12 protein-coding genes are annotated in these 12,351 nt (G+C 34.7%); 3 read left to right on the top strand and 9 right to left on the bottom strand.

The window, feature by feature from the left end:
• Positions 1-172: 172 nt before the first annotated feature.
• Both C6H18_RS05560 and C6H18_RS05555 read right to left on the bottom strand, forming a co-directional pair.
• Entirely contained in the window at positions 173-1,345 is a 1,173-nt protein-coding gene (locus C6H18_RS05560) for a glutathionylspermidine synthase family protein (protein WP_104722119.1), read from the bottom strand.
• A gap of 2 nt (positions 1,346-1,347) precedes the next feature.
• Positions 1,348-2,013 carry a UPF0323 family lipoprotein gene (locus C6H18_RS05555; protein ID WP_104722118.1) on the bottom strand — a complete coding sequence of 222 codons (666 nt, stop codon included), beginning with the start codon at positions 2,011-2,013 and terminating at the stop codon, positions 1,348-1,350.
• A gap of 199 nt (positions 2,014-2,212) precedes the next feature.
• Here C6H18_RS05555 and C6H18_RS05550 point away from each other — a divergent pair, with 199 nt between their 5' ends.
• From C6H18_RS05550 to C6H18_RS05540, 3 genes are all read left to right on the top strand, one after another.
• Positions 2,213-3,628: a major outer membrane protein gene (locus C6H18_RS05550; RefSeq protein WP_104722117.1), complete on the top strand. Its 1,416-nt coding sequence runs from the start codon at positions 2,213-2,215 to the stop codon at positions 3,626-3,628.
• A 147-nt stretch (positions 3,629-3,775) separates the two neighbouring features.
• The gene (thiC, locus tag C6H18_RS05545) at positions 3,776-5,116 is read left to right on the top strand and encodes a phosphomethylpyrimidine synthase ThiC (protein ID WP_104722116.1); all 1,341 of its coding nucleotides are present in this window, start codon (positions 3,776-3,778) and stop codon (positions 5,114-5,116) included.
• Between the two features lie 17 nt (positions 5,117-5,133).
• Positions 5,134-6,246 (top strand): Mrp/NBP35 family ATP-binding protein, encoded by a 1,113-nt coding sequence (locus C6H18_RS05540; protein WP_104722115.1) that lies wholly within the window; start codon positions 5,134-5,136, stop codon positions 6,244-6,246.
• A gap of 141 nt (positions 6,247-6,387) precedes the next feature.
• On the opposite strand, the gene C6H18_RS05535 is transcribed toward C6H18_RS05540, so the two are convergent.
• Genes C6H18_RS05535 through C6H18_RS05505 form a run of 7 tightly spaced genes read right to left on the bottom strand, consistent with a single transcriptional unit; the run spans position 6,388 to position 12,351 of the window.
• Complete coding sequence (locus C6H18_RS05535) at positions 6,388-7,248, bottom strand: thiamine-phosphate kinase (RefSeq protein WP_104722114.1); 861 nt, start codon at positions 7,246-7,248, stop codon at positions 6,388-6,390.
• On the bottom strand, positions 7,248-8,075 hold the full coding sequence (gene nadC / locus C6H18_RS05530; RefSeq protein ID WP_104722113.1) for a carboxylating nicotinate-nucleotide diphosphorylase: 828 nt from the start codon (positions 8,073-8,075) through the stop codon (positions 7,248-7,250). The genes C6H18_RS05535 and nadC overlap by 1 nt, the downstream gene beginning before the upstream one ends.
• Before the next feature lie 8 nt (positions 8,076-8,083).
• Complete coding sequence (gene nadA / locus C6H18_RS05525; RefSeq protein ID WP_104722112.1) at positions 8,084-9,079, bottom strand: quinolinate synthase NadA; 996 nt, start codon at positions 9,077-9,079, stop codon at positions 8,084-8,086.
• A 2-nt stretch (positions 9,080-9,081) separates the two neighbouring features.
• Positions 9,082-9,867, bottom strand: a complete 786-nt coding sequence (locus C6H18_RS05520; RefSeq protein ID WP_104722111.1) for a phosphatidylserine decarboxylase — start codon at positions 9,865-9,867, stop codon at positions 9,082-9,084.
• Between the two features lie 2 nt (positions 9,868-9,869).
• On the bottom strand, positions 9,870-10,583 hold the full coding sequence (locus C6H18_RS05515; RefSeq protein WP_104722110.1) for an arginyltransferase: 714 nt from the start codon (positions 10,581-10,583) through the stop codon (positions 9,870-9,872).
• On the bottom strand, positions 10,583-11,800 hold the full coding sequence (locus tag C6H18_RS05510) for a murein transglycosylase domain-containing protein (RefSeq protein ID WP_233704076.1): 1,218 nt from the start codon (positions 11,798-11,800) through the stop codon (positions 10,583-10,585). The genes C6H18_RS05515 and C6H18_RS05510 overlap by 1 nt, the downstream gene beginning before the upstream one ends.
• A complete protein-coding gene (locus C6H18_RS05505) occupies positions 11,797-12,351 on the bottom strand; it encodes a DJ-1 family glyoxalase III (RefSeq protein WP_104722109.1) in 555 nt (184 codons plus the stop codon). Before C6H18_RS05505 ends, C6H18_RS05510 begins: the two co-directional genes overlap by 4 nt.

Here is a 12,351-nt window from a genome sequence, read left to right as displayed (position 1 = left end):
TTTAAAGGAGAGGGTTTGGATTAGTTGGGTTGGTTAGGTTAATAATTAGTTTCTTTAGATTTATAGTTTAAAGAGTTATTTAGTTCTTTGGTTGGAGAGAGTAAAAAATCACAAGGAGGATTGGAGGATTTTAGGGTTTGCTTAAAAAGTATTAAGCGAAGGGATTATACAATCACTTGATTTTATGAGAGACAAACTTTGACATATTGTCTAAAATCTCTCCTCCCTTTCTAAAGCCTAACGCACAAGCCTCATAAGCATAAAAAACATTGGCTTGGTAAAAGCTATTATTATGAGTGTTTAAATCTACAAACTCTTGATAAATCTCTGGATAATTCCCATAATTTCCCTGCGTTGTTATTAAAGCATTCCCTGTGCCATCAAGGATACTCACGCTCTCCCCTTCCCTACCAAAAGCGTGTTTTTTAACCTGCTTTTTATTTATTAGAGGCTCAAAAGAAGTTTCTAACAAAAGCGGATGATTAGGAAATAAATCCCATAATATTTTTAACATTCTTTTGCTTTGAAACATCAAGGTATAGGCAGGGTTCAAAAAGATAGTATTTTTATTGCGTATCATTGAAGTTATTAAAGCTGCCATTTCTGGCTCATCAGTAGCAATACTCTCCCAAGGGATAAGCTTAAACCAAAACTCAAAATTCTCCCCTGCATAACTTAAACCTGAATTCTCATCCAAATGCGCCTCGTGTGCATAGCAAAAACTGCTTTTAAATCCTGCTTCTTTGGCGATAACTTCAAGCAATCTAACCGTATTTTCTTCTTCTTCACTCCCTTGTATGCTAGAAAAAAGTATCTTCCAACCCTCATAAACTTCATCAAAACTAGAAATATCATCACCTAAAGTAATCATTCGCTTAAAATTATTGCCTAAAGCCTCGTAAAGATTGTTAAACTGCAAAGATTCCTCAAATCCATTTTTCTTCAAAAGTGCCCATTGGATAATCGCACTCTCATACACCATTGTGGGAGTATCTGCATTAAATTCAAGTAGTTTAATAGGCTTCCCATCAATTCCACCTGCTAAATCAAAACGACCATACAAATGCCAATGCACTTCTTCTTCCCAACTCATCTCAATAGCTTCTGTTAGATTAAAGGGAATCCCAAGCTCAAAAAACAAGCGATTATCAATGACATATTGTCCCGCTTCAATATACATATCATAGAGTTCATTAGCTGCATCATAATAGCTTTGCGCTTCTTGTTCTGTAACCTCTATAATCTCATCGCTAATATAAGCGGTATTATCAGAATCCATATGCCAACTAAGCCCAAGATCTTGTAAATCTTGCTGGTTTAAAGGATTAACTTTTAAGATTTCCATAACTACCCTCCAAAACTACTTGAACCCGCTGAAGTGCCACCTGAAACATTATTCCTGTTTTGTCCTGTTGCGTTATTGGGAGAATAAAACCCGCTTCTTCCGGCATTTGTCCCTGATCTTGCCCCTGTCGTAGCTCCTTTATTAAACGAACTTTGCGAACGTTCATAAGCCTGTGGGGATTTATAAGAACCCCTTTGTTGGGATTGGAAGTTTTGATTATTAAAAAGTTTGCTACCTATCCAGCTACCCAAAATAGCTCCCGCAGCACTTGCTAAAATCGTCTCTCCTAAGGATAATCCACCACCTGTTGGATTAGTAAGCTCTGAAGTGCCAGAATCTATCTTTTTGGATTCTTCAGCAATGAGAGTATCAACTTCTTGTTGCGTTAATATCCTTTCATTTCCGTTAGCTTCTTTTAAAATGATCCTAGTCGTGCTACTTGGATATTCCTCCAATATCTTATAGCTTCCATCACCTTGCTGTTCTATCATTACGGTTGCACCATTTTTAACCGCATCCTCTACTTTTCCTCCAACATTTCCCCTCCCAACATTCTCATCAAGATTATTGCAACCCACCATAACAAGCACAGCAGCCAATCCTAAGCCACTTTTGCTAAAAATACCAACAACTTCTGGATCTGATATTTTTCTTAAATACTTTTTCATTACTATCTCCTAAAGAAAGCCAAACTAGTAAATTATTAAGGTTACAATTATACTCTCCTAACCTTTAAACTCTATCAAACCTTGCAAAATTTTGACCTGTAATAAATTTATTAATTTTTATTTAAGTTAAACTTACATATACTCCAAGCTATGGTTTTATTAACCAAACAAAACGCATTCATGCTATTAAGGAAATAAAATGAAATTTGTAAATCTTAGTTTAGCGACTTGTGTTGCACTCTCTGCTTTATCAAGTGTGAGTTTAGCTCAACCTTTAGAGGAAGCTATAAAAGGTATTGATGTTAGCGGTATGCTACGTTATCGTTACACAGATGATAGATATAAAGATGAGATTTATACTAGCAATGACAGGGGTAATGGAGGACAAAGAGGTAGTGCCAAACACGGATGGAAAGCAGAAGCACTCTTTAAAACTCCTGTTATGAATAATATCTCTATGAATCTTGGATTTTACTATAACACATCTAATAATGTAAATCACGGGAAAGGACTTGTTGATAACAATAATCAAACTACCAACTCGTTTGTAGGAACTGGTTTAGGTGCAGGCAGTGATGGACAATTTGGTGTTCGTGAATTTACTGCAGTCATTACTCCAGATACAACTTCCACAACATTCAAATTAGGTAAAATGCCTATATTAACTCCACTTAACGATTCAGATGACAGAGGAACAGGTGTATTTGCTACAAACTCTGATCTTAGTAACTGGAGTTTCGTAGCAGGAGCTTTTGATTCTTGGAGTTTAGATGATGGTGTGCCTAGTGGAAGTAATTCTATTGCTAAACCTCTCTATACACTTGCTGCTTTAAGCAACTACGAAACAAGCATTGGAAACTTTGGTACTCAATTATGGCTTTACTATGCTCAAGATATTGCAGATTTCATCGGGTTTGGTGAATTAACTTGGGATTATGCTATGTTCTCTTTGGCAGGGCAATATGCTTATAGCAAACTTGATAGCACAGGACCTCTTAACACTCCGACAACTACATTAGATACTATGTGGGGTTATAAACCTAAAGAAGCTAATGACCTTTATACACTTAGTGCAGGCTTAGACTTTAGTGAGTTCAATATTCCTGTTGCTCTTAATGTTGGATACTGGGGTAACACTCAAGATAGTTATGCGGTTTCTTTAGATAATGAGGGAGCTTTCAATAAAGCTGGAAATCTTTGGTTTGAAAATGCTGCCACAGGAGTAAATATCTCTATGTTTAATGTGGGTGGAAAAAATATGCCTAAAGGATATGAGAAAAACAAGCTTAGTGCATTTTATGCGAACATTAACTATGATGTTTTAGAAAACTTCAATGTTGGTATTGATTATGTCCAAGGAGCAAACAAACTTACAAGAGGATTAGGGGATAGTAAAGTATCTGGAAATGTCGATTTCTATGAAATTAGTCCAAATCTTACTTACCAATACTCTAAATCACTTCAATTCTCTTCTTATTATTCTTTCCTTACAACAAAGGCAGATAAGGTTGTAGTGCCTTTCATAACAGGAACTGGCGGATCGTTTAACGAATCTACACAAACAAATAAAGAAAAATTCAACGAATTTAGGGTTGAAGTTAAATATCTCTTCTAATCTCAAGCTAGAGTAATCTCTAGCTTTCTACACAAATTTAAAAAATATTTGTATTTTTCTCCATTCTTCACAAAAAGAAAAGCTAAAATTTATTTTTATTTTGCTACCTTTAGAAGCACTAAAAGTAATTAATATTAAGGAGAAAGTATGCGAACACAATGGGTTGAATCCCGTAAAAATGATAAAATAAAAACACAACTTCATTATGCTAAAAAAGGTATTATCACTCCAGAAATGGAATATGTAGCAAATATCGAACATTTAACCGCTAATATGGTTTTAAAAGAAATCGCCAAAGGAAGATTAATACTACCCTCTAATGTCAATCACACGAATTTAGAGCCTATGGGGATTGGAATCGCAACAAGAACTAAAATTAACTCTAATATTGGAAGCTCTGCACTTGCTAGTTCTATTGAAGAAGAGGTTGAAAAAACACTTGCTTCCATTAAATATGGTGCAGATACCATTATGGATTTAAGTACAGGGGGAGATTTAGATAGTATTCGTCAAGCTGTTATTCAAAACTCTAGTGTGCCTATTGGTACTGTCCCTATTTATCAGATTTTACACGATGTTAAAAACGATATTAATGCCCTAACCATTGATAAGATGCTAGAAGTTATGGAAAGACAAGCCAAACAGGGCGTGAGCTATTTTACTATCCATTGCGGATTTTTGCTAGAGCATATGCCTCGCCTTGCAAAGAGAAAAATGGGCATTGTAAGCCGAGGTGGAAGCCTTATGGCTGCTTGGATGATGCACTATCATAAACAAAATCCTTTCTATGAAGCCTTTGATGATATTTTAGAAATTTGTCAAAAATATGATGTTTCTTTAAGTCTTGGGGATTCTTTGCGTCCGGGTTGTTTGGCGGATTCTAGTGATGAGGCACAATTAGGAGAGCTTAAAGTCTTAGGAGAACTTACCCTAAGAGCTTGGGAAAAAGATGTGCAAGTAATGATTGAAGGTCCCGGACATGTGCCTATGAATGAAATAGAGAGAAATGTAGAGTTACAAAAAGAATTATGCCACGAAGCACCTTTTTATGTTTTAGGTCCTCTTGTAACAGATATTGCCGCAGGTTATGATCATATTGCCTCTGCTATTGGAGCTTCTATTGCCGCTTGGAAAGGAGTTGCTATGTTATGTTATGTAACGCCAAAAGAACATTTGGGATTACCTAATGTCAAAGATGTGCGAGAAGGGATTATCGCTTATAAAATCGCCGCACACGCTGCTGATATAGCTAGAGGTAGGATTCACGCTAGGGTTAAAGATGATGCTATGAGTAATGCAAGATATAGCTTTGATTGGAATAAACAATTTGAACTAGCCCTTGATCCAGAGAGAGCCAAAGAATATCACGATGAAAGCTTACCTCAAGAAGTTTTCAAAGAGGCAAAATTTTGCTCAATGTGCGGACCCAAATTTTGTAGCTATAAGATTTCACAAGATATTATCGAACAAGAAAAACAAGAAGTTTAATAAAATAAGGAAAAAAAATGAATCAAGAACAATTACTTAATTTACTTAAAGAAATTATTTATCCTAATTTTGACAAGAATATTGTTACCTTTGGGTTTGTCAAAGAAATGTTGATACAAGACAATGCTGTTTCTATCCGCTTAGAGATTCCCTCTGCTTCTGCAGATGTGGCTAATACATTGCGGGAAAACATTACGCAAAAGCTTAAAGATAGTGGCATTACAAAACTCAATTTAGATATTAAACAACCCTCCCCGCAAAACAACAATAAACCTCAAGGCACAAAGAATCTAGCACCACAAATTAAAAACTTTGTTATGGTTAGCAGTGGAAAAGGAGGGGTTGGCAAATCTACTACAAGCGTGAATCTAGCGATTGCCCTAGCCCAACAAGGCAAAAAAGTTGCGCTTTTAGACGCCGATATTTATGGTCCTAATGTGCCTAGAATGTTAGGGTTACAAAAAGATAAGCCTGAAGTTCATCCCGCTATGAAAAAACTAATCCCGCTTCAAGCCTATGGTGTGGAGATGATGTCTATGGGAGTGCTTTATGATGAGGGACAAAGCCTTATTTGGAGAGGACCTATGATTATTAGAGCGATTGAACAAATGCTTACAGATGTATTATGGGATAATTTAGATGTAATGATTATAGATATGCCTCCTGGCACAGGGGATGCACAGCTTACATTAGCACAAAGCGTTCCTGTAACTGCAGGAATAGCCGTTTCTACACCACAAAAAGTTGCTTTAGATGATGGTGCAAGGGCTTTGGATATGTTTTCTAAGCTCAAAATCCCTGTGGCTGGAATCATTGAAAATATGAGTGGATTTATCTGTCCTGATAGTGGTAAAGAATATGATATTTTTGGTAAAGGCACAACAAAGGAAGTTGCTAAAAGCTATGGAACAAAAACACTGGCACAAATCCCTATTGAACCTAGTGTGAGAGAAGGAGGAGATGATGGAAAGCCTATCGTTTATTTTCACCCAAATTCTAAATCCTCTCAAGAATACCTTAGGGCTGCTAAGGAATTATGGGATTTTATAGAAGAAGTTAATCAAAAGAAATTAGCCGATAATAGCTCTATTCAACCTGTGGATAATGGCAAATCCGCCTGTTCTTCTTAAATACTTACAAAGGATTCTTACCCCCTTTGTAAAACAAAATAACCCATATCAATTTTTGATTATTTATGTTAAAAAATTTTGCAATTTCTCTCTTTTTATAATTACAAGCTTATTGATGAAGTTTAATTTTAAGGCTAATAGCTATCCGTGCCAATTTTTCTTTATTAATTGATAAGAACCTCTTTTTGCTCTTGCAAACACAATAAGCTCATAGCGGTATTGGTTAGCCAATCTTTTAGCCTTTGATAGTTTGCGCGGGGAGAAAGCATAAAGCATTTGGTATTCTTCGGGGGAATAAAACCAATTTGATTGTTGGAGTAAAAATTTAAAACCTATTTTATTTATCTTAGCCAATCTTGATAATTCGATAAAGATTCCATCAGAAATATCCATTCCCGCCCTTGCAATAGCATTTAATGCTAAGATCATTTTAGGGTATAACAAAGGCATTGCAAAACGACTATCTTTAGGATAAGTGCCAAATAATAAAGCTCTTTTTAAATACGAAATGTTTTTTCCAAAAGCTTGTTTTTTGGAGGACTTTAACACACTTTTGGGGCTAAGATAGGCTAAATAATCCTTAGGCTTAATACCATAACGATACAACACCTTTTTGCGCTTTTGCCCTAAGAGTGTCAAAGAAAAGTGCAATTTTTCTCCTATAATCGTATCGCCTCCAATAATCTTAATGCCATATTTAAGAGCCATTGCAGAAAAGATTCTAGCAATATCTTTAGTGCTTTTCATATCTTTTGGGATACAAAGGGTTAGTAGCAAATATTTTGGGATTGCATTCATTGCATAAATATCCGAGAGATTTACTAAAAAGCATTTTTCAATAAGAATCTCTAAACTGCCCCACTCTCTTTTAAAATGGATTCCCTCAAAAAACGCATCCGTAGCAATAACAAAATCCCCTAAAACAACACCATCGTCGCCAATCCCATAAGTAGCACTTTCTTTTTTTAGGGTTTGAATAAATTGCTTTTCTCTATCTTGCATTAATCAATTTTCATACTCATATCTATCCATTTTGCTTGATGAATAATTGCCCCACACGAAATAGCATCAACACCACTTGAAGCGTATTCTTTAAGATTGTTTAAAGTAATGCCTCCACTAGCTTCTAAAAACACATAAGGAGCTAACTCATTACGCATTTTTACGATTTCTTTTATCATTGGTATCTCCATATTATCACACATTAAAATATCTATTCCTGCCTCTAAAGCTTCTCTTGCTTGTAGAGGATTTTCACATTCTACTTCAATCTTAGCTGTTATAGGGATTTTACAACGAACATCAGCAATAAACTTTTTTAAAGAAAGGATTCTTGATAAATGCGTATCTTTTAACATCAAGCAATCATCTAAACCCAAACGATGATTAATAGCCCCACCATTACGAGTAGAGTATTTTTCGAAATCTCTTAGCAAAGGACGCGTTTTTCGCGTATCAAGCAAAATACATTTCGATCCTTCTATTGCTTTTGCATACATATTCGTTAAAGTAGCAATGCCACTAGAATGCTCTAATAGGTTTAAAATCGTTCGTTCAGCACTTAAAATATCATTGATATTTCCGATAAATCTCACAAGCTTTTGCCCTATCTTAAACCCTCCTCCATCCTCTAAGCTGAATTCACTTTTAATATCTAATAATTCACATAATCTCTCTACATATATTTTGCCAGAGAATATCCCCTCTTCTTTGGCTACAATGTAACTTTCTACCACAGATTTATTGGCAATTCTCATATACAAATCACCCCTGCCAATATCCTCCCTTAAAATCTGTTTTAAAAAATCATCTAATAAAATCTTCTGCATTTTTCCCCCTATGAAAGCTCAAGCATCTTATCTAAAGCCCTCTTAGCTTTCATAGCAGTATCCTTAGGTAATAAGATTTCATTATAAGATTCTCCTTTATCGATATATTCTAAAGCCCTTAAAATATCTTCTAAGGTTGTTTCATTCATCGTAGGACACTCAGGCTTTGTAGAAGAGAGGACGAAAGTGTTTTGTATCCCATTGTAAGGTTTTCTTAGACGATTAACAAGATTAAACTCTGTCCCTACTACTACCTTTTGGGTTTCTTTTAAACCCCTCACATAAGCAATAATCTGGCTAGTAGAACCTACAAAATCCGCCTTTGCTACAACATTTGGTTTGCATTCTGGATGCACAGCTACTAAAATATCGGGATATTTTTCACGATAAAAATCAATATCTTCTGGAGTAAAAAGCTGATGCACGGAACAAAAACCATTATAGCAAATCACATCAGCCCCCTGCACTACTTCTTGAGAATCCTCTCCTAAAACCGCACTTTTAAGTCCATTTTGGATAGCTAAATTCTCCCCCAAACATCTATCGGGTAAAAAAAAGATTTTTTTACCTTGCTTTAGAGCATATTCCATAATTTTAGTGGCATTAGCACTTGTGCAGACCACACCCCCAAGCTCTGCAACCTTAGCTTTAACTTCGGCATTAGAATTAATATAAGTAACCGGAAAAACATTAGAGATTCCATAACTTTGGAGCAATGCAATAGAATTATCAAAATACGCATCACTAATCATTCTTGCCATAGAGCAACAAGCAATTTTTGGCATAAAGACTTGTTTGGTTGGTGCTAATATCTTCACACTCTGCCCCATAAACCCAACACCACAAAAAAGCACTCTGTTCTTTTCGCTTGCACTTGCTTTTCTAGCTAATTCTAGGCTATCACCTGTTAAATCTGCAATCTCTACAACTTCATCGCGTTGATAAAAATGTGCTACTAACAAAACATCATTTTTTTCTTTTAATTCTTTAATCTTTGCTTCCATATTTAATCTCCTCTATGAGTGCCTATAGATTCTCCAAAATATATCTTTTCTCCATTTTTAATAGAGTATTCCCAATTAGTAGATAAAGTAACAATAGTAGATCCCATTTCAAAACAACCAATTTCCTCTCCTTTTTTTAAAAGATAAGGTTTTTCCAATACAAAGTTTTTATTTTCTTTTAAATATATAAGTTCTGGGATAATATGTATTTGAATCCTTCCAACATTTAAAGCCCCTATTGCGATGAAATAAAAGGGGTTTCCAAAATCATCCACACATTCTAAAACTACCCTTTTATTTTTATTAAAAAGATTATCATTTGTTTGTAAGGATTTTTTATGCACAGGCAATAATATCCCATTAATGAAATTTACGCTTTTTACCTTTAAATTTATAGGAGCGTGGAATCTATGATAATCCTTAGGAGAGAGATAAAAATTTACATAAAAAAACCCATCTTCTAATTTTTTTGCCACAAAATCCTTAAGAGAATAACTCTTGCCCTTAATTTGCATAGCTAAGTTATTTTGGCATTCCCCAAATTCCATAATAAGGCTATCGCAAGGAGCAATCATAGTTGTGGCTGTTTTATCAAATTGCCTCTCTTTAACAAAAGAACGCGTGAAAAGTGCATTTAAAGTAGGATAACTCTCTAAAGTATCAAATTCCTCCATATTGATACCAAAAAACTTCACATAAGTGCGATTAATAAAAACTTGTATCTTCCTAGGAAAAGCATAATGCGCAATTTTTTCAAAAAGATGAGAAATAAAATTCGTATAATGCAAATCTATTCCTTTATCCAAATAGTTTCTTCATTCAAATGAGGACGATTGCTTAAAATTTCAAAAGGCTTGAATCTCTCTTTGTATCCCATAGAATGGTGATTTTTTATCCAATAACCCGGATATAGATACTTAATATTATACTCTTTTGCAATTTTAATTTGCTTAAGAATAGAATAAGTTCCAATAGAGAATTTCTCGAAATTATGGTCATAATAACAATAGACTGCAGAAATGCTAGTAGGCAAAATATCCACTAAGGCAACACCTACTAATTGCCCCTCATAATAATAGTCAAATTCATAGCCAAAGCTCTGACAACCTTGCACGAAAGTCTCATAATAAGCTTCTAAGGTAATATTTTGGTATTCCCAGCCTTTTTTGTCTTGCATTCTTTTATGGTATTTATCATAAAGATTTAGATGAGTTTGCGTTACTTGTGGGCGAGAGATTTTGAGTGTTAAGGGGTTCTTTAAAGTTCTTTTTTGGGATTTAGAAAATACAAAAGATTCACAATCTTGACGAATAGTAATGCAAGCATTACATTCTTTGCAGATAGGAACAAAAAAATAATTCCCAAATCTTCTCCAGCCTCTATCTAATAATTTATGATAAAAACTAGCGGTGCATTCTTGGATATAAAAATAACGAAAAGTTGCTTCACGATCAAGTAAATAGCTACATACTTTAGGTGCTTGTATTAATTCAAAAATTTCCATTATTGCAAACTAGCTATATTCTCTAAAGATGCCGTATTACCAGATGCACTTTGAAACTCTTTTTTAGCAGTTGTAACCTTTAAAAGATAATTTCTTGCTTCCTCATATTTTAAAGATGTCCTAAGTTTTCTATAAACCTCTGCAGAAGTCATTCTATTAATAACCTCTACGGCTTTTGTCCTATCGCTATGAAAAACCGATAAAACATTACCACTACCTGTATTATAAGCAGCAATAACAGCATATTCTTGTGAAAGAGAATTTTTAATTCCCTTTAAATAACGCGTAAAGAGAATATTTAAATAAGCCGAACCATATTGAATATTGATTTTTGGGGTAAAAAGCATTTCTTTTGTTGGAATGCCATCTCTATTGTTTAAGCTCTTATAAACATCTCTCCCTGCACTTCCGGGAACAACTTGCATTAATCCATAAGCGGGTATGCGACTAACCGCATAAGGATTAAAACTACTCTCTGTTTTAATAATAGCAAAGATTAAAGCTTGCTCAAGTTTGTATTCTTTAGAATAAAGTGCCACATATTCCCCATATTTATGCTCACTTTGAATCTCTCTATCCCCTACCATATCAAACTGGACATAATGCATCTTTTTTGTCGTGCCATCTTCTACAATATCTTTTGTTTGCAATTTATTTTCTACCAAATATTTAGCATAACGATTAGCTCTCCAAGGATAAAGAACAACAATTCCCTCATTATCTTTTACTAGATTTGCTAAATAGGGCTTTCCTTTATATTCAATATCCTTATCAGAATACAAATCAACTTCTTGGGGATCTTCTGGTGTCAATAAAGTCGTTACAATAGCTTTCTTTAAAGCTTCTTTAGGGTTTTTTGTATCCATAGTCGAAACAGATATTACACCTTTTGAGAAATCCACCTCTGCACGTGAGAGATAAGAATCTGTATATTTTACATAAACATCTTGAGAAGCAGTTGGCGTATTATCCTTCCCCCATTTTTTTGAGACTTGTTGCGTAAGCTGCGTGAGGGCTTTTTTGAAGTTAATGGGAATATTTTTAATATCTTCCTCTAGTTTTTTAGGATCAAACACATATTCGACAGCTTGTTCTGCCGCTTGTTTAATCATTGCTTCTTTAGAAATTGCTTGAGGATTATAAACCAAATCCCTATACCCCATTAAACAACCGGCTAACAAAATACTAGCTCCAAAACAAAAGGTTAAAATCTTCAAAGAGCCAACATTCCTTTTTTTATCTCTTGTGTTTTTTCTAATCCTACTAACTTTTCTGCCAATGCAAAAGCGAACTCTAAAGCCGTAGCAGGACCTCTTGAAGTGATAATATTTCCATCTTCCACAACATTAGATGTAGTTTGGTAATGATTATTGGTAATCATTTCTTCAATACCGGGATAGCAAGTAAATCGCTTATTTTCTAAAATTCCCATTTTAAATAAGGCTAAAGGTGCAGCACAAATAGCAGCAATGACCTTATCTTTACTATGGAGAATCTGTAAAATATGTTTTAAAGATTCTGAATTTGCTAGATTCTGCATACCTTCCCAACCTCCGGGAAAAACCACAGCATCTAAAAAATCTGCTTGTATCTCAAAAATACTTTTATCGGCTATAATCTTAACTTTTCCTTGCGAACATACCTCTAAAGATGCCTTCAAACTAGCAAGAATAACCTCGCAACCAACTCTTCTTAAAACATCAATAATAGAAATTGCTTCTAACTCTTCAAATCCATCTGCTAATGGAATTAAAACTCTTACTGCCAT

This window comes from Helicobacter mesocricetorum, from assembly GCF_900198605.1.
In the GTDB taxonomy this organism is placed as follows: domain Bacteria; phylum Campylobacterota; class Campylobacteria; order Campylobacterales; family Helicobacteraceae; genus Helicobacter_D; species Helicobacter_D mesocricetorum.
This window is presented reverse-complemented; position numbering and strand designations above follow the sequence as displayed.